The following is an 18717-nucleotide window of genomic DNA, read 5'->3' as shown; positions in this document are numbered from 1 at the left end:
ATTTATCAGATGTCAGTGCATTTTTTATTTTGTGCTTGCTTTGATAAATGATGTGCGGATCAGCATAATACCGGTATAGATGACGATCACGACCATGGCTTTTTTGAGTAGGTTGATGTCAATGTTTGTGATGACTTTTGCCGCAACGACAACGCCTAAGATGCCGCCAATCATCATGCCCAAAAGACCATTCCAATAAACACGATCTTTTTTGATGAAGCCCTGCGCCGCTGAAAACATGATCATCGCCGCGTCAAGCATCATGACAGGAAGCGCAATGAGTGGATTAACGCCGGCAAGTGAGAAGAAAACGAGCTCAGGCGCGTAATTGCCAAGCCCCATGGTCATGAGAACGCCTAGGATAAAGTTGAAAATAACGCCGATAAAAAGTAGAATGCCATGTAGGCCATGCACGCTAGTCGCCGTATCTGCGCCGATATTGAAGGCAATGCGCAGCGCCATGATAATAGCTGCAATAATCAATAGCAGGCCTAAAACACGCTGTACGAGCTTTGCAGACCAGTTTTTAGTCAGTCGTGTTCCCGTCAGAGCACCAATCACGGCGGCCGATGTCATGGGAATTAAAGTCGTCATCTCAACTCTGACAGCCGTGATGAAAAACAAAGCCTCGACTAAAACCGCAATGGCGTGGCCGATGTTCATGGTACCGGGTAGCTTCGTATCATCCCCGTCATCAATGAAGTTGGTCAGCTTGAAAAAAGTTGTCGTCGTCGCATAAGAGCCAATCCCCCAAGTATCAAGCATATCTGTAAAAAAACCAATTACAAAAGCTGTAAAAAATTTCTTTGGTGTCCCTATGATATTGATCTTTTTGCGTCTTGTATGTGTGAAAATCACGATGACCAATATGGCGATAGCTGCAAATAGCAGGAGTTTAATGAGCTGTAAAATCAGAGTTTCCGTCATGGATAAAAATGTGTCCTTTTTTGAAATTTGCCTATTCTCTATATTTTACAGAAAATTCACAAAATTGTAAATAGAAAAATATCACAAAATTTTTGTAATATTGCAAAGAAGTGACTATAATAGAGAGAGAATGAGCTTAAAAGAAGTGAGAGAAGTAGACAAATGAAGACAATTTTTGAAAATGTGACGCGGATGGTGCCAGTGATTCGGGTCAATAATCGTGATTTGAACTTGGCGTTTTATACGGAAACTTTGGGGTTAAAAGTCATCTCAGAGGAAAATGCCTTAGCGATTTTGGGTGCAAAAACGGCCAAGACAACAGACGATGCACGCTTGATTTTGGAAGAGTCACCAAGTATGCGCACACGTGCAGTTGTGGGCAATAAAAAGCTGAGAAAGCTTGTTATTGCAAGTCCAGAATTTACAGAAGGCTTTGAAGCAACATCGCCAGAAGGGGACCTGTTTGAAATCGTACCCGCAAGCAAGACTGATAAATCTGACGATGTGACGCTTCTTGACGTGCAACTCAATACGAGAAATGTCAAAGACAGCTTGGCGTTTTACGTCGAAGGCTTTGAGTTGACTGAAAAAAATGACACAGTTAAACTGCCATTTGGCAAAATCAGCTATTTTGCATCGTCTGGAGAGGACTTGACGGCGAATCCTGACGGGGTGTGGGACTTGGAAATCCTTGAGTTTCGTGTCCCTGAGAGCATTGATTTAGCAACGGTTTCTGACCAGCTTGACGCACTAGGTCTGGATTATTATGTGGATAAAAAAGGCAAGATTTTAACGGTTAAAGACGTACAGAACTTGGAGCTTTGGTTTGTCAAATAAACTGACGTCTAGCGTGCTTGACCTGATCAAGGCATATATAGCATCTGGGATTTTCCCAGGTGCTTCTTTTGCGATTGTCTCAGATGATGTGGTCACAAAATATGCGCTTGGCAACCGTCAGATAAAGCCTGAGACACATCCGCTCATGCCTAACGAACGCTATGATCTGGCAAGTGTCTCCAAGGTCGTGGGGACAGGGACTGTCGTGCTTGACCTGATCCTTGCAGGAAGTCTGTCGCTTGATAGTCTTCTGACGGACTATTATCCTGAGTTTATGGGCGGTGCTGTTACGATTCGTCAGCTTATGACACATACATCGGGCATTGATCCGTTTATCAAAGGGCGTAATGAGATGGATGCTGTACAGTTACGTGCCGCACTCAATCAAGTAAACGTCACGTCTGACAAGTCTTTTCATTACTCTGATGTGAATTTTATTTTGCTTGGCTTTATGCTGGAAACGATTTTTTCGCAGTCGCTTGATGTGATTCTCTCAGAGCGGATTTTTGTACCGTTTGGGATGACACACACGAGCTTTTCTGGTGAGGGTGCCGTGCCTACGGCTTGGGAACTGCCACGTGGCCTTGTGCATGATCCGAAAGCGCAGGTGCTGGGCGTACACACGGGATCGGCGGGTCTATTTTCTGACCTTGACGATCTCGCAAAGTTTTGCCAGGGCTACTTTTCAGAGGCGCGTTATCTGAGTTTGCTGTCTGACTTTACACTTGAAGATGGGAAACGTCGCAGCTTGGCTTGGGACATTTATGACAATGTTGAAAATACTGAGAATAGCGAGATTTCCTGGCTTTTACACACCGGCTACACTGGGACTTTTATCCTGCTCAATCTGCGGACAAAAGAAGCCGTGATTTTCCTGTCAAATCGGGTGCATCTGCGTGATGAGCGACAAAAATGGATTGCCGAACGTGATAGATTGATCCAAGCATTTGTTGCCATGTTTGAAAAATGAATCAGAATGCGTCAGAAATAATGAAAAACGCAGAAAAATCTTGAAATTTTTCAGGAAACATGATATAATAGTGCCAAAATTCATGGACGGCAACGTCCGCCAAGACGGGATAAAAATATGAGTCGAATGATGCCAGCGCGAATCCGCGCGGAGGGCGCAGAACTTTTTGAAAAAGGCCTGATGACAGATGTGTCAATCAGCGAAATGAGGCTACAAGCAGACGTTGACGGCCAGCAAGTCGTTTATGACCTTGACGGGCAAAATGACCTGTGTTTTTGTGACGTTTTTCAAAAAAATCAGCGCTATTGTAAGCACATCGCAGCCGTCGAAGAATATCTTAAAAAAGCAGACATAGAAGCTGTTGAAGAAGAGAAAAAAGCTTTTGAAGCAGAAGTCGAAAAATCGCTTGAGTTGCAGGAGTCAGCTAAGTTCTTAGCGCGCATCAATGACGACAAATGGGACAATACAGCAGATAGTCTGAGCTTAGAGATTGAAATTTCTGATACCAAGTCCATGACACAATTTTACTACGGAGACGATGCACTTGCAGTCACGCTAAAGATACATATGGCAAGCGTTTCGCGCCCTTATATCATCAAAGACATCCCGTATTTTATCCATGTCGTCAGAAATGCTGGCACCTATCAGATTGGCACCAAATATGACGTGCCTGTTGTATTGTCGCATTTTGATGCAGCGAGTCAGGATTTTCTGAATTTTTTGCTGAAAATCACACCTTCGCATGACGAGATTGCGCAGTCAAATCTTTATCGAAAAATGGGCCGTTATTTTGTGCCACAAGCTGGCTTATTGCCAGAGTTTTTGAACGTGATTGAGCCGCTTATTTTCACGATGAAAATCGCTGAAAAATCAGTTAAGTATTTTAGTGTTTTGCCCTTGTCTGATGAGAGCGATCTCTATCGTTTTTTCATCAAGCCGCTTGATGACATGATTGAGTTGTCGATCAAAACGCAAAAAAGTCAGGTGCTCTACGACGGCGAGATTGTCTATGACGATCACGTTTTCTATACTTTGACGCCTGAACAGCTTGAGATTATCAAGCAACTTTCGAGTGTGCCGACTATTTCTGACGGGACGCGAATCATCAATTTTGACTATGATGACAAGGATAAACTCGCACAGGCGCTGCAGATTTTCGAAAAAATCGGCTATGTCGATGCGCCGAATTCTTTCAAAATTCGCTCATTTGAGCCGAAATTCCACTTTGATCTGGACCGTTTTTTGCGTCTGACGATCACATTTGACTATGGTGATTTTGAGATCAATCAGTTCAGAGAGCTTGAAACGGTAGCATTCTCACGTGATTTGCGTTTGGAAAAACAGATTTTTGATTTGACGAGGCGCATCGGCTTTTCACGTGGCTTTGAGACCACGGTGCCACGACCGCAAGGCGATGAGATTTACCATTTTTTTACGAAAATATTACCAGAATTTGCAAGATTAGGTCAGGTCAGCTTGTCAGAAGCGGTTCAAAATCTGCAGATTACTGAAAACTTTGACGTTGATATTGATCAGAACGGTGGCCTTTTGGACATCAGTTTTGATCTGCCACATGTCCCTGAAAATGAATTTGCCGACCTTGTCGAACGCTTGCAAGCAAATGCAGGCTATTATGTGACATCAGAGGGAAAACTCATCATGCTGGATGACCAGTTTGATGCAGTCAAACGCGTTTTGGATGAGATGTCAGATACTGTTCAAGTCTCAAACGGCAAAATATCGGTTCCTGCTTTTAAAACCTTCCAGCTGTCTAAGATTTTTTCAGACGACGATGCAAATAGTGTCTCATTTTCAGAAAAGTTCAACAAGCTTTATGATAATCTGACACACCCAGAAAACTTTGCTTATGCAAAACCTGAGAGCATTCAAGCTGAGTTGCGCCCGTATCAAGAAGATGGCGTGCGCTGGATGAATATGCTGAGCACCTATCACATGGGTGGCGTGTTGGCTGACGACATGGGGCTTGGAAAAACTTTACAGTCGATTACCTATCTCGCGAGCAACCTTGCAGCTGGTGAGTTTGCCTTGATTGTGTCGCCATCGAGCCTGATTTATAACTGGTTGAGCGAGTTTGAAAAGTTTGCACCAGAAATCAAAGTAACAGTTGTTGACGGCTCAAAAGACGAGCGTGTCAAGCATTTGAATGACAAAGAAACGCAAGTTTTCATCACAAGTTACGGCAGTTTTCTAAAAGACGAGGACAACTACCAACGCCTTGGTCTGAACTATCTGCTCATGGATGAAGCGCAGACCGTCAAAAACTTTAACTCTAAAACAAATAAAGCCTTGTCGCATCTGAAAGTTGATCATATTTTTGCGCTATCAGGAACACCGATAGAAAATCGTGTTGATGAAATTTGGGCGATTTTCCAGATTATCATGCCTGGGATTTTAGGCGATCGCAAAAAATTCCGTAAGCTCAAACATGACGCCATTTCACGCATGATTCAACCCTTTATCATGCGACGTCGCAAGGAAGAAGTGCTGCTAGAATTACCAGACAAGCTTGAGATGATCCAGTATAGCGAGCTTGATGAGCCACAGAAAATCATCTATCTGGCGCAGCTAGAAGCCATCCAAAACCGCGTCAGAAGTATGAACAACTATGAGTTTTCACGCTCAAAAATCGAGATTTTGGCAGGGATTACGCGTTTGCGTCAGATTTGCGATACCCCTGCGCTTTTCATGGACGACTACACAGGCACCTCAGGTAAGCTGAAAAGCCTAGCCGAACTCCTACAACAAATCAAGGATTCTGGTCACAGACCGCTGATTTTCTCGCAATTTCGTAAGATGTTTCCGCATATTGAAAAAGAGCTTGAAGCAGCAGGCATTTCGAGTTATCAGCTGACAGGCTCAACACCAAACCGTGATCGCATGAAGATGGTCAAGGCCTTTAACGCTGGCTCGCGAGATGCCTTTCTCATCTCACTAAAAGCAGGCGGGACAGGGCTCAATCTGACGTCTGCTGATGTTGTCATTTTGATAGATTTGTGGTGGAATCCGTCAGTCGAAGAGCAGGCAATTTCGCGTGCTCACCGCATGGGGCAAACTAAAACGGTCGAAGTGATTCGCTTGATCACCCGCGGGACTATCGAGGAGCGCATCATGAGCTTGCAAGACAGCAAGCGTGACATGGTGTCAACCGTTCTTGACGGCGGTGCCGATGAGAGTGCCATCACCGAAGATGAGATGAAGTCTATCCTTGGTTTATAGTATTTCAGGCAAATCTCAGACGGCAAAGATTATTTGCCAAGTTTTTGGTATAATAAAAGAACGAAGTAAATAAGAGTGAAAGCAAGGCCCAATCCATATGGAAAATTCTTACCCACAAAATAATCGACATAAAGTCACATTTCCAATCATCCCTGACGATGCCGTTCTGACGCCAGATAACCGTGTCATTATGACCAATCAGCAGTTTCTGACGAGAAATCCAGATGCGCAAACAGAGCGTTTTGGTAATCAAGCGCAGCAAGCGACAAATGCTGCCAATACAGCAAGTCAGCAAACGCAAACAGCAGCACAAGGTCAATCAGCGGATAACTTTGAACGCCGTCGTCAGACACCAACCACGGCAGGCAAGCGCCCGCTTGGCACCAACTCTCGGATGCCTCTAGTTGATGAAGCACCTAAGAAAAAATCATACGTCGAAGAAGCTAAAAAACGCGCGCGTGAAAATGCTGTTGCACCAAAACCAGTCAAACCCTATGTCAATCCACTAGAGCGTGCGTCTTCTGATGAGCTTGGCATTCGTGATTTGGCAAATAAAAAAGTCGTCAAAGCCCAGCACTCATTGAGTGGACAGGCTCTCGCAGGATTTGATAAAGCAGCTGCACAAAGAAGTAGTAGCTCACTTTTTGACGCACCTGAACAAGATTATTTTGCAAGTAAACACAGTAATCGTGACAGCTTTGACATTGTTGACTAAGCAGATTAAGCTGACTAAAAGCAAAGAGACAGGAAGGATGAGCCGCTGACCCAGTCAAGCTCAACAGGAAACATGGCAGAAAAAACGTATCATTTTATCGGAATCAAAGGCTCAGGCATGTCTGCGCTTGCGCTGATGTTGCACCAAATGGGGCACAAAGTGCAAGGCTCAGACTCGACAGACTACTACTTTACCCAGCGTGGTCTTGAGCTTGCAGGCATCCCACTCTTGCCATTTGACGAGAAAAATATCACGCCAGACGTTGAGCTCATCGCAGGTAACGCCTTTCGCGACGACAACAACGTTGAAGTTGCCTACGCCGATAAAAACGGCTACAAGTACTCGCGTTATCATGAGTTTTTGGGTCAATTTATGACAGGTTTCACGTCTATCGGTGTCGCTGGCGCGCACGGCAAGACGTCAACAACAGGACTTCTGGCACACGTGATGAGCCATGTGACAGATACGTCGTATCTGATAGGTGACGGTACTGGTCGTGGCTCAGCTGAAAGTCAATTTTTCGTCTTTGAGTCTGACGAGTATGAACGTCATTTTCTGCCTTATCATCCTGAATACACCATTATCACCAACGTCGACTTTGACCATCCGGACTATTTTACGGGTATTGACGACGTCTTTGATGCCTTTCAGGAATACGCCAATCAAGTCAGCAAGGGCATTTTCGTCTACGGCGATGACAAGTACCTGCAAAAATTGACAGCCAAAGCACCGATTTATCGCTATGGTTTTACTGATCAGGATGACTATATCGCGAGAAACGTGACTAGGACGACGTCAGGCTCAAAATTCGACGCCTATTTCCACGATGAAAAAATCGGTGAATTCACCGTGCCGACATATGGCAAGCACAATGTGCTCAATGCCCTTGCGGTCGTTGCTGTCACACATCAAGGTGGCCTTGATGACAAGGAAGTTGCCAAGCACATGGCGACATTTGGCGGTGTGAAACGCAGATTTACTGAAAAGCTCATTGGTGACCAAGTGATTATCGACGACTTTGCCCATCATCCAACTGAGATTGAAGCGACGGTTGACGCAGCCCGCCAAAAATATCCTAACAAGGAAATCGTGGCTGTCTTCCAACCACATACTTTCACACGAACTATCGCTTTGATTGACGATTTTGCGACATCGCTAAACCAGGCGGATGCCGTGTATCTGGCGCAAATCTACGGCAGCGCCCGTGAGGTCGACCACGGAGATGTCAAGGTCGAAGATCTGGCAGCAAAGATTGAAAAACCAGCCAAAGTCATCACGGTTGATAACGTTTCACCACTCTTAGACCATGATAATGCCGTCTATGTCTTCATGGGCGCAGGCGACATTCAAAAATACGAGTATGCCTTTGAAACATTGCTATCGCAACTGACAAATAACGTCCAATAAAAAAAGTCGCTCTTTCAACAGAGCGACTTTTTAGCCGATAAAATGCGAAATAGTACCAGATTCGACGAGCACCATGATGCCAATCAAAATATAAATAATCCCGACAGTTTTTTCAGCATACTTTTCCATGAATCGTGCCACAGGTGGCAGTTTGGCAAACCATTTCCCCAAAATAATCAGCAAAAAGATATAAATGACAAATAAAATCAGCGTCATAACAAGCTTGGAACCTGTCAGTGTGATAAAATATGGCGTAAATAACCCAATATTATCAGCTCCACAAGAAGCAAAAGTAATCAGCGCAACGGTTAGAGTAAGTGGTTTATCCTTGTGCTTTATAAGTAAGTTACGTGCCTCTTCAACTTCACTTTCTTCATGGCTGTCGCTATTTTCATCTTCTTTCCCATCTTCATCATGGTCAAAAAACAAGGCTTTGACGCCAAAATAAATAGGAATCAAGCCAAGAAAGCTAAGTAACCAAGGCTCTGGCACAAAGTGCAAAACATAGGCTAAAAACAGTGCAATCACAATCAACCCAATAGACCCTAAAAACTGCCCAAGGTAGATCTGTCGCCATTTATCCCGCCTAACGGTTGAAAATAACATCATCAAAATCACAAGTAAATCGACCGCTGTTGACCAGTAAAGGACGGTTGCTGTTAAAAAAGTTGCCAATATCAATCTCCAAACCTCTAGTATGCTATAATTATAGCATCATACTTACTAACGAACAAATAAAGGAGCAGAACCATGAAAATCAGAACTGTCACCGCAGCAGACCTAAACGACGTCTATCGTATCGAAACAGAAAATTTCTCAAAAGAAGAGGCAGCAAGCTTTGAAGCGATGACGGCGCGCATCGAAAAAATCCCAGATACATTTTTAGTAGCGCAAACAGATGATGGGCGCGTGGCAGGCTACATCGAAGGGCCTGCGGTCAACGCCCGTCACTTAACAGACGACTTGTTTGAGACAGTTGTCAAAAATCCTGAAAATGGTGGCTTTATCGCAGTGACAAGTCTGTCTGTGGATGCTGAGTTTCAAGGCAAGTCAGTCGGCACACAGCTGATTGCAGCCCTAAAAGAAACGGCTAAAGCGCAAAAACGTGACGGGATAAATCTGACCTGCCATGACTATCTGATCGCCTATTATGAAAAGCACGGCTTTGTCAATGACGGCAAGTCCCAATCAGCCCACGGCGGTGCCGTCTGGTATGATATGGTTTGGGAAAACGCCTAAAAAAGGACGAAAAAATAGCCGAGTTGGAAATCTCGGCTACTAAAAGGGAGTTATTTATGAAAAATATTTTAGGAATAAATATAGTATAACGACTAAAGCTTAAACTAACCTTAAAATAGATTATGGTATAATAACATTTATGAATATGGCAACTATTGAGACGGCTTTCGGGCTCGTCCTTACAAACGTACAACTTTTAGAAACACACTTAGTTACGCATTTTTATGATGCGCTGATCGAACAAAATGTCGGCTATCTTGGTCGTGCTGAGCTTGATGCAGTCCGTGGCAATAACGAAAAATTGCGCGCACTTTCGCTCACAAAAAGCGACTGGCAAAAAGTCTACCAGTTTGCGTTGATTAAAGGCGCTAAAGACATGCAACTCCAGCCCAATCATCAGCTGACACCAGATGCGATTGGCTACATCATCAACTTCATGATCGAGACCTTGCACCCTAAAACGGCGCTATCCATCTTAGAGCTCGGCTCTGGCACGGGGAATCTCGCTGAAACCCTACTGACTGGTCTGCTCGATAAAGAAATCGACTATACCGGTTTTGAGCTGGATGACCTCATGATTGACTTGTCGGCGAGCATTGCAGACGTCATGGGCACAAATGCCAAGTTTCTCCAGATTGATGCCGTGCGCCCGCAGGTGATTGAGCCGGTTGATTTTTTGATTTCCGACCTGCCTGTTGGCTACTATCCAGATGACGCTGTTGCCAGCCGCTCCAAGGTTGCGAGTGCGACTGAGCACACTTATGCCCACCATCTTCTCATGGCGCAGGGCTTTAAGTACCTCAAAGACGGTGGTTATGCCGTGTTTATCGCGCCGAGCGATCTCCTGTCGAGCGCCCAGTCTGATTTGCTAAAAAAATGGTTGCTGGACTATGCAAGAGTGGCAGCAGTTGTGACGCTACCAGCTGACATTGTCACGGAAAATAACCAAAAGGCGATCTTTATCCTACAAAAAGCCAGCCAAACGAAAGCACCGTTTGTTTTTCCACTTACCAGCCTAACCAATCCAGAAATCGTGCAAAATTTCATGGCACAGTTTCGCAAAAATATGCTATAATTTGGTAGTAAGCGTTTTCAAGAAAATGCAAAATACTAGCAAAAAAATAGGAGAAACCACAGATATGTCAAAAACAATCGCAATCAACGCAGGAAGCTCAAGTCTCAAATGGCAGCTGTATGAGATGCCCGCAGAAACAGTTATTGCTAAAGGGCTAATTGAGCGCATTGGACTGCCTGAGTCGGTGTCATCAGTCAGCTTTGACGGGGACAAACACGTGACGGTCAAGGATATTCACAACCATACAGAAGCCGTTGCCATCCTCATGAATGATCTAAAATCACTTGCGATTATCGACCATTTTTCTGAGATTACTGGGACTGGGCACCGTGTTGTCGCGGGTGGCGAGCTTTTCAAATCCTCTGTCCTGATTACAGACGAGATTGCCAAACAGATCGAAAATCTGGCGGAACTCGCACCGCTCCACAATCCAGCCAATGCTGCTGGGATCCACGCTTTCCGTGCACTCTTGCCAAATGCCACGCACGTCGCTGTTTTTGATACGGCTTTCCATACAACCATGCCGCCTGTCGCCTACCGCTATCCCGTGCCAAACGACTACTATGACAAATATGCCGTCCGCAAGTATGGTGCGCATGGCACGAGCCATATGTACGTGTCGCAAAAAGCAGCTGAGTACCTCGGCAAAGCTCCAGAAGAGCTGAAACTGATCACGGCGCATATCGGCAATGGCGTCAGCCTAACTGCCATTGACGGCGGTAAGTCAGTTGATACGTCGATGGGCTTTACACCGCTTGCTGGCGTGATGATGGGCACACGCACAGGCGATCTTGATGCGTCTATCATACCGTATATCATGGTAAAAACTGGCATCACGGACGTCAATGAACTGATTGATATTTTCAATAAAAAATCAGGTCTTGCTGGTATTTCTGGTAGTTCATCAGATATGCGTGACATCCTCAAAGGCCGCGAAGAAGGTGATGAAAAAGCGACGCTTGCGTTTGATTTATTTATCAATCGCATCCAAAAATATATCGGACAATATCTGGCTGTTTTAAATGGCGCTGATGCGGTTGTTTTCACAGCGGGTATCGGTGAAAATTCAGGTCCCGTCAGAAAAGCGATTGTGGATGGTCTGTCATGGTTTGGCCTTGATATTGATGAGAGTAAAAATATCGTCGGTGCTGACGGCATCATCTCAACAGCTGCGGCCAAGGTGAAAGTCCTTGTTATCCCGACAGATGAAGAGCTTGTCATCGCGCGTGACGTTGAAAAACTGAGCCAATAAAGGCGGAAAACGCACAAACTCGAAAAAATCTTTCGAGTTTTTCTAAATGCCAACATTTTGTGGTAAAATAGATTAGATGTAAAGTAGACTAGATAAAAGCAGTCAAGTGAATCGAGAAAGGTAAAACTATGTCCCAAGTCAAATATAAACGTGTTCTGATCAAACTTTCCGGAGAAGCACTCGCAGGTGATCGTGGTGTCGGTATTGACATCAAAACTGTGCAAACAATCGCAAAAGAAATCAAAGAAGTACATGATTCTGGCGTTGAGATTGCACTTGTCATCGGCGGTGGCAATCTCTGGCGTGGGGAACCTGCTGCCGAAGCAGGGATGGATCGCGTGCAGGCTGACTACACGGGCATGCTTGGCACAGTGATGAATGCACTTGTCATGGCGGACTCACTTGAGCAGATTGGCGTGGATACACGGGTGCAAACAGCGATTACCATGCAACAAGTGGCTGAGCCCTACGTGCGTGGTCGTGCGCTGCGTCACCTGGAAAAAGGTCGGATCGTCATCTTTGGCGCAGGGACTGGCTCGCCTTACTTCTCGACAGACACGACATCAGCGCTCAGAGCCGCTGAGATCGAGGCTGAAGCACTCCTCATGGCTAAAAATGGTGTGGATGGTGTCTACAATGCCGATCCTAAGTTAGACGCGGATGCGGTCAAATTTGACCAGCTGACACATATCGAAGTGCTCAAACAAGGCCTTAAAATCATGGATTCAACGGCAAGCTCACTATCAATGGATAATGACATCGACCTTGTCGTCTTTAATCTCAACGAACCTGGCAATATCAAGCGTGTCGTCCTCGGTGAAAATATCGGGACAACCGTTTCAAATCAAAAATAAGCAAGAAAAGGAATACTCATACTATCATGGCAAACGAAATCGTAACAAACGCAAAAACGCGCATGCAACAGTCTATCGAAAGCTTACAACGCGAGTTTGGTAGCATTCGTGCAGGACGTGCCAATGCAAGCCTGCTTGACCGCATCACAGTCGAGTACTACGGCGCTGAAACACCGCTCAATCAACTAGCAGGTATCTCAGTGCCTGAGGCACGTGTGCTCCTTGTGACACCATTTGACAAAACAGTCATCAAAGACATCGAAGCAGCGCTAAATGCGAGTGATCTGGGCATTAACCCACAGTCAGATGGCAATGTCATCCGCTTGGTGATTCCAGCATTGACCGAAGATCGTCGTAAAGAACTGGCAAAAGAAGTGAAGAAAACGGCTGAAGGTGGCAAAGTTGCCGTGCGTAATATCCGCAAAGATGCCATGAATGACGCCAAAAAATCTGAAAAAGCAAAAGAAATCACAGAAGATGAGCTGAAATCACTCGAAAAAGACATCCAAAAAGTGACTGATGACGCCGTCAAAGAAATCGACAAACACACAGCAAACAAAGAAGAAGAACTGCTGACAGTCTGAGCAATAAAACCAGCAGAAGAATGATAATAAAAGGCGTGAAGCCTTTTTTTATGCTATAATATAAACAATTATAAACTAAGAACACACACTAAAAATCAACCAGAAACAAATAGAAATGAGATATAAGACAATGAACGAAATGAATGAGCTAATGGCGACAGTTATCACTGGGAAAATCACCGATGAAAACGAGCAAAACTACTATATCCAAAAAGATGGTCTGATTTTCAGACTACCAAAATCAGAAGGCGAGTTTGCGCTTGGTGATGACGTGACAGGCTTTGCCTACACAGATAAAGCCGGAAAACAACGCCTGACACTAACAACGCCTGCAGCCACACGAGACACCTACGGCTGGGGCACGGTCACAGATGTCCGAAAAGATCTGGGCGTTTTTCTAGATGTCGCCATTCCTGAAAAAGACGTGGTTGTGTCACTTGACATCCTGCCCGAGCTAAAAGAGCTCTGGCCCAAAAAAGGCGATAAACTCTATGTCAAACTCGATGTTGACAGTAAAGATCGGATTTGGGGGGAGATTGCCTATCCTGAAACCTTTGTTCAGATGGCTGGCAAAGCCTATGATAACATGCAAAATCAGAACTTGAAAGCCATTGTTTACCGTAACAAACTCTCAGGCACCTTTGTCTATCTACCTGAAAATAACATGCTAGGCTTTATCCATCCAAATGAACGCTTTTCTGAGCCACGTTTGGGGCAAGAGCTTGATGTGCGCGTGATTGGTTATCGTGAGATTGATAAAACGCTCAATCTCAGCCTAAAACCACGCTCGTATGAGATGCTTGACGCCGATGCACAGCTGATCTTGACCTACCTAGAGCAGCAAGGTGGCAGCATGCCATTTAACGACAAGTCGGCGCCTGACGAGATCAAAGCGACATTTGCCATCTCAAAAGGTCAGTTCAAAAAAGCGCTGGGAGGCCTGATGAAACAAGGAAAAATCAAGCAAAGCCCAGCAGGTACAAGCTTGACTTAAACAAAACAGGAGAAAATATGACAAAAGAACGTGCGATATTTGCTGGTGGTTGCTTTTGGTGCATGGTCCAGCCTTTTGAAGAGCTGCCTGGCATTCTCAGTGTGACGAGTGGCTACACGGGTGGCACGACGGAAAATCCGACCTATGAAGACGTGCTCAGCCACACGACAGGACACACCGAAGCCGTCGAGATTATCTTTGACCGTGATCAGATCAGTTATGAAAAGCTGGTGGCGCTTTACTGGACGCTGACGGATCCGACGGACGCTTTTGGGCAGTTTGAGGACCGTGGCGACAACTATCGTCCCGTGATTTTTTATGACAATGACGTGCAGGAGCACACAGCGATTGACAGCAAAAAAGCCCTGCAGGCGTCGGGGCACTTTGGCGATAAAGAAATCGTGGTCACGATTGAGCCTAGCCAGCCATTTTGGTCGGCAGAAAGCTACCATCAAGGTTTTTACAAGAAAAATCCTGAACGCTATGCGCTGAGCGCACGCATCAGACACGATTTTTTGGCGCAGCAATGGGGAGATAGGGGAGAAAAATCATGAGTTTTTACATCTTTCTGATGAAACACCGCGCCTATAAAGAGGTCGACGACATCACCAAACTCGCCAATCTCGTCTATGACGACACGACATTTCCCAAACAATCCTCAGACTTTGACGAGATTTCAAGCTACCTAGAAACACACGCAAACTTCAGCTTTAATCTATCAAAGTTCGATGAGATCTGGGAGCAGTATTTGCTGAGATGATGATAATGACGAAGAAAACGAAATAGCGAGGGAGCCACTAAAATGGCAGAGAATGCAACAGCAACGAAAACACTAGAAACAGCGCTCTGGAACGCAGCCGACGTCTTGCGCTCAAAAATGGACGCAAATGAGTACAAAGATTACTTACTAGGTTTGATCTTCTACAAGTACCTGTCAGATCAGCTATTAGCCGAGGCAAATGACCTCCTAGAAGAAACGCCAGCTGACATCTTTGAAGCACAGACAAACTATGAAACGGCCTATGCAGACTTGGATATCCAGTCAGACCTGATCGACGGCTTGAAAGATCAGCTGTCCTATATCCTAAAACCAGACTTGACCTTTGCCGCACTGGTAAACAAGATCAATGCGAGCGAATTCCAGTTAGAAGACTTGGCGCAGGGCTTTGCGGATATTGAGCGGGCTAGTGCAGACTTTGCAGGTTTGTTTGAAGACATTGATTTGTATTCACGTAAGCTCGGCACCAACCTAAACAAGCAAAACCAGACGATAGCTGACGTCATGAAAACCATCGCACCGCTAGACGTGATCAGCACATCAGGAGACACACTAGGCGACGCCTACGAGTATCTCATCGGGCAGTTCGCCTCTGAGTCGGGCAAAAAAGCAGGCGAGTTCTACACGCCGCAACCCGTCGCACATCTCATGATGCAAGCCGTCTTGCATGGCAAAGCAGACCAAAAAGGCTTTAGCGTCTATGATCCGACAATGGGCTCAGGCTCACTGCTCCTAAATGCTAAAAAATACTCCAATGAACCCGCCACCATCAACTATTTCGGTCAAGAGCTAAACACCTCAACCTTTAACCTCGCCCGCATGAACATGCTGCTGCACGGCGTCCAAACGGGTAACCAGTTCCTGCGCAATGGCGACACCCTAGACGGCGACTGGCCTGTCGAGGAACCGACAAACTTTGATGCCGTCTTGATGAACCCACCCTATTCGGCAAAATGGCGCGCGGACGCAGGATTTTTACAGGACCCACGCTTTTCTACCTATGGCGTCATCGCACCTAAGTCAAAAGCTGACTATGCCTTTTTGTTGCATGGTTACTATCACCTGAAAGACAGTGGTACTATGGCAATCGTGCTACCACACGGGATTTTGTTCCGTGGCGCTGCAGAAGGCAAGATCCGCACCAAATTACTGGAAATGGGTGCCATTGATACCGTTATCGGCTTACCAGCGAATATATTCTATAATACCAGCATTCCCACGACCATCGTTATCTTAAAGAAAAATCGCTCAAATAAAGATGTGTTTTTTATCGATGCGTCAAAAGAGTTCGTCAAGGGTAAAAATCAAAACACCATGACAGACGCGCATCTGCAAAAGATACTAGACACTTACTTTGCCAAAAAAGACGTGGATAAGTTAGCGCATCTGGCGTCGTTTGATGAGATAAGAGAAAACGACTTTAACCTGAACATCCCACGTTATGTGGATACCTTTGAGGCAGAAGCGCCGATCGACCTCGCAAAAGTCGGGCAAGACTTGCTTGATGTGGATGCGGAGATTGCTGCGGTAAAAGCTGACTTGTTAAATCAAGTAAACGAGCTTGTCAGTGCAGATGGGCATGACACAAATCTAGCTAACTTCAAAGCATGGCTGGGGCAATAATCACTAAAAAAGAATGAGGGAAAAATGGTAGACAAACCACCTTTTACGCTAACAAGCGCCATCATCTCACGGGTTGTCGATATATCAGAGTTAGTTGGGCGCTTAAACGTGACGTACGAGCGCAATCTACATCTGCGCCGTGAAAATCGCTTGCGCGCCATTCAGTCATCACTTGCCATTGAGCAAAACTCACTGAGCTTTGAGCAAGTGACAGCGATTATAAACGGGCAGCGTGTCCTAGGCGATCCGCAAGAGATAAAAGAAGTCAAAAATGCCTATGAGGCCTATGACGTCATCATGGACTATGACCCGTTTTCGGTCGATGATTTTTTACGGGCGCACGGGTTATTAACCACGGGCCTAGTGCGTGAGTCGGGGCATTTTAGAACTGGCGATGTTGGTGTGTTTGACCAAAACAACCGCTTGATCCATCCAGGCGCGCGGCCACAGTTTGTGCCAGGACTGATAAACAGTCTATTTGACTGGGCAAAAAGTACGCAAGATCCTGCCTTGATTGTGAGTGCCGTGGTGCATTTTGAGATTGAAACCATCCACCCTTTTGCAGATGGCAATGGGCGCATGGGCCGTTTGTGGCAGTCTTTGATACTATCAAACTGGCAGCCGCTGTTTGCTTGGCTACCAGTTGAAACCATCATCTATGAGCACCAAGCAGCCTACTACAAAGTGCTTGCGCAAGCAGATCAAGAAAATGACTCGGCGGTTTTTATCCAGTTCATGCTGGATGCCATCTATGAAACCTTAAAAAAATACCCGCAGGATAAAATGAGCGATATTTTGAGCGATAAAACGAGCGATAAGCTCTCAAAAACTGAGCGACAGTTTGTGGGAAGTATGCAAACACTGCTACAAACAACAGACTGGTTTGCCGCCGCAAAAGTCGTAGCCCTCTCAGGCAAGACAAGCGCCACCGTGCGCCGTCACCTGCAAAAGTTGGTGAGCCTAGGCGTGTTAGAGCAAAAAGGTGAGCGCAGCGGGCGCCGTTATCGGGTAAAGACGGGAGAAGAACATGAGTGACAAAAATAAAAAAGCGCCAAGTTTACGTTTTTCTGGGTTTGGTGATGATTGGGAAGAGCGGAAGTTTAAAGAATTAGCAAATGGATTTAACTATGGTTTGAATGCAGCAGCGACTGAGTTCGATGGAGAAAACAAATATTTACGAATCACAGACATTGACGATAACAGTCATGAGTTCGACCAAAGTGGGATAACTTCACCAGAAATAGACTTATCAAATGCAGATGATTACTTACTTCATCAAGGTGATATTCTATTCGCTCGAACTGGTGCTAGTGTAGGTAAAACCTATCGTTATAAGGATTCTGACGGCAAGGTTTACTATGCAGGTTTCTTAATTAAGGCAAGTATCAAACCTGAGTATGACTCAGAATTTGTTTTTCAAAACACATTCACTGATAGGTACAGTAAATTCATTCAAATAACGTCACAACGTTCTGGTCAGCCTGGGGTTAACGCTGAGGAATATGGAACATTTCAAATTTCAGTTCCATCTTTTGATGAACAAAGCAAAATCGGTACATTCTTCAAACAACTAGACGACCTTATCACGCTTCAACAGCGTAAGTTAGACAGCCTAACTGAAGAAAAACAAGGCTACCTTCAAAAGATGTTTCCAAAACATGGTGAAATAGTACCAGAAATTCGTTTTCCTGAGTTTACTGAACCTTGGGAACAGCGTAAGTTAGGTGACGCAGTTGAAAAGCAAATAAAAGGCAAGGCGCAATTTGAAAAATTAGAGCGCGGAGAAGTTGAATACCTTGATACACAAAGATTGAATGGCGGCGCACCAATTTTAACAAATGGCAGTAGTGATGTTATTGAATCTGATGTGTTAATTTTATGGGATGGTTCAAAAGCTGGAACTGTTTATACTGGCTTCAGCGGAGCGTTAGGGTCTACTTTAAAGGCTTATCGAACAAACGCCGTTGGTCAATTCGTTTATCAATTTTTAAAGCGAAATCAACAGGTTATTTATGATAGTTATAGGACACCAAATATCCCTCATGTTCAGAAAGATTTTTTAGACGTTTTCGAAATTTTCGTTCCGAGCATGGAAGAACAAACGAAAATCGGGTCATTTTTCAAACAACTAGACGACCTTATCAATCTTCAAAAACAAGAACTAGACAACTTGAAACAAGAGAAACAAGCATTTTTGCAAAAGATGTTCATTTAACACGAAAGGA

Annotated in this window: 18 protein-coding genes; 16 read left to right on the top strand and 2 right to left on the bottom strand. The window is 45.0% G+C overall.

The features are described 5' to 3' along the window. Window positions 1-24: 24 nt before the first annotated feature. On the bottom strand, window positions 25-927 hold the full coding sequence (locus tag Hs20B_RS05195) for a sulfite exporter TauE/SafE family protein (RefSeq protein WP_172356285.1): 903 nt from the start codon (window positions 925-927) through the stop codon (window positions 25-27). Between the two features lie 162 nt (window positions 928-1089). Between Hs20B_RS05195 and Hs20B_RS05190 the strand changes: the two genes are divergently transcribed. The 5 genes from Hs20B_RS05190 to murC all read left to right on the top strand — a co-directional run bounded on the left by Hs20B_RS05190 (window position 1090) and on the right by murC (window position 8093). Further along, a complete protein-coding gene (locus Hs20B_RS05190; RefSeq protein ID WP_172356283.1) occupies window positions 1090-1764 on the top strand; it encodes a CppA N-terminal domain-containing protein in 675 nt (224 codons plus the stop codon). Beyond that, window positions 1754-2734, top strand: a complete 981-nt coding sequence (locus Hs20B_RS05185; protein ID WP_228407497.1) for a serine hydrolase domain-containing protein — start codon at window positions 1754-1756, stop codon at window positions 2732-2734. The genes Hs20B_RS05190 and Hs20B_RS05185 overlap by 11 nt, the downstream gene beginning before the upstream one ends. Window positions 2735-2851: 117 nt before the next feature. Further along, window positions 2852-5971, top strand: a complete 3120-nt coding sequence (locus Hs20B_RS05180; protein ID WP_172356281.1) for a DEAD/DEAH box helicase — start codon at window positions 2852-2854, stop codon at window positions 5969-5971. A gap of 97 nt (window positions 5972-6068) precedes the next feature. Continuing rightward, window positions 6069-6686, top strand: a complete 618-nt coding sequence (locus Hs20B_RS05175) for a hypothetical protein (protein ID WP_172356279.1) — start codon at window positions 6069-6071, stop codon at window positions 6684-6686. Between the two features lie 72 nt (window positions 6687-6758). Continuing rightward, window positions 6759-8093, top strand: coding sequence for a UDP-N-acetylmuramate--L-alanine ligase (gene murC, locus Hs20B_RS05170; RefSeq protein ID WP_172356277.1), 1335 nt, complete (start codon window positions 6759-6761; stop codon window positions 8091-8093). A gap of 30 nt (window positions 8094-8123) precedes the next feature. Here murC and Hs20B_RS05165 read toward each other — a convergent pair whose 3' ends face one another. Beyond that, window positions 8124-8768: a cadmium resistance transporter gene (locus Hs20B_RS05165; protein WP_308780285.1), complete on the bottom strand. Its 645-nt coding sequence runs from the start codon at window positions 8766-8768 to the stop codon at window positions 8124-8126. Window positions 8769-8843: 75 nt separating this feature from the next. On the opposite strand from Hs20B_RS05165, the gene Hs20B_RS05160 reads away from it, so the two are divergent. The 11 genes from Hs20B_RS05160 to Hs20B_RS05110 all read left to right on the top strand — a co-directional run bounded on the left by Hs20B_RS05160 (window position 8844) and on the right by Hs20B_RS05110 (window position 18707). Next, window positions 8844-9332: a GNAT family N-acetyltransferase gene (locus Hs20B_RS05160; protein ID WP_172356275.1), complete on the top strand. Its 489-nt coding sequence runs from the start codon at window positions 8844-8846 to the stop codon at window positions 9330-9332. Window positions 9333-9471: 139 nt separating this feature from the next. Beyond that, complete coding sequence (locus Hs20B_RS05155) at window positions 9472-10407, top strand: class I SAM-dependent methyltransferase (RefSeq protein WP_172356273.1); 936 nt, start codon at window positions 9472-9474, stop codon at window positions 10405-10407. A 64-nt stretch (window positions 10408-10471) separates the two neighbouring features. Then, window positions 10472-11659, top strand: a complete 1188-nt coding sequence (locus tag Hs20B_RS05150) for an acetate kinase (RefSeq protein WP_172356271.1) — start codon at window positions 10472-10474, stop codon at window positions 11657-11659. Window positions 11660-11787: 128 nt separating this feature from the next. After that, a complete protein-coding gene (gene pyrH / locus Hs20B_RS05145) occupies window positions 11788-12513 on the top strand; it encodes a UMP kinase (protein ID WP_172356269.1) in 726 nt (241 codons plus the stop codon). Between the two features lie 26 nt (window positions 12514-12539). After that, complete coding sequence (gene frr, locus Hs20B_RS05140; protein WP_172356267.1) at window positions 12540-13097, top strand: ribosome recycling factor; 558 nt, start codon at window positions 12540-12542, stop codon at window positions 13095-13097. Window positions 13098-13236: 139 nt separating this feature from the next. Beyond that, window positions 13237-14091, top strand: coding sequence for a CvfB family protein (locus tag Hs20B_RS05135; RefSeq protein WP_172356371.1), 855 nt, complete (start codon window positions 13237-13239; stop codon window positions 14089-14091). A gap of 17 nt (window positions 14092-14108) precedes the next feature. After that, entirely contained in the window at window positions 14109-14645 is a 537-nt protein-coding gene (gene msrA, locus Hs20B_RS05130) for a peptide-methionine (S)-S-oxide reductase MsrA (RefSeq protein WP_172356265.1), read from the top strand. Continuing rightward, window positions 14642-14851: a YozE family protein gene (locus Hs20B_RS05125; RefSeq protein WP_172356263.1), complete on the top strand. Its 210-nt coding sequence runs from the start codon at window positions 14642-14644 to the stop codon at window positions 14849-14851. Before msrA ends, Hs20B_RS05125 begins: the two co-directional genes overlap by 4 nt. Window positions 14852-14893: 42 nt before the next feature. Beyond that, window positions 14894-16492, top strand: a complete 1599-nt coding sequence (locus Hs20B_RS05120) for a type I restriction-modification system subunit M (RefSeq protein WP_172356261.1) — start codon at window positions 14894-14896, stop codon at window positions 16490-16492. A 24-nt stretch (window positions 16493-16516) separates the two neighbouring features. Further along, window positions 16517-17527 (top strand): Fic family protein, encoded by a 1011-nt coding sequence (locus Hs20B_RS05115; protein WP_172356259.1) that lies wholly within the window; start codon window positions 16517-16519, stop codon window positions 17525-17527. Next, a complete protein-coding gene (locus Hs20B_RS05110) occupies window positions 17520-18707 on the top strand; it encodes a restriction endonuclease subunit S (RefSeq protein ID WP_172356257.1) in 1188 nt (395 codons plus the stop codon). Before Hs20B_RS05115 ends, Hs20B_RS05110 begins: the two co-directional genes overlap by 8 nt. The last annotated feature ends 10 nt before the right edge of the window (window positions 18708-18717 follow it).

This window comes from Pseudolactococcus insecticola (assembly GCF_011170065.1).
Taxonomy (GTDB): domain Bacteria; phylum Bacillota; class Bacilli; order Lactobacillales; family Streptococcaceae; genus Pseudolactococcus; species Pseudolactococcus insecticola.
Note: the sequence above shows the minus strand (reverse complement) of the source record. Positions and strands in the feature narration are given on the sequence as shown.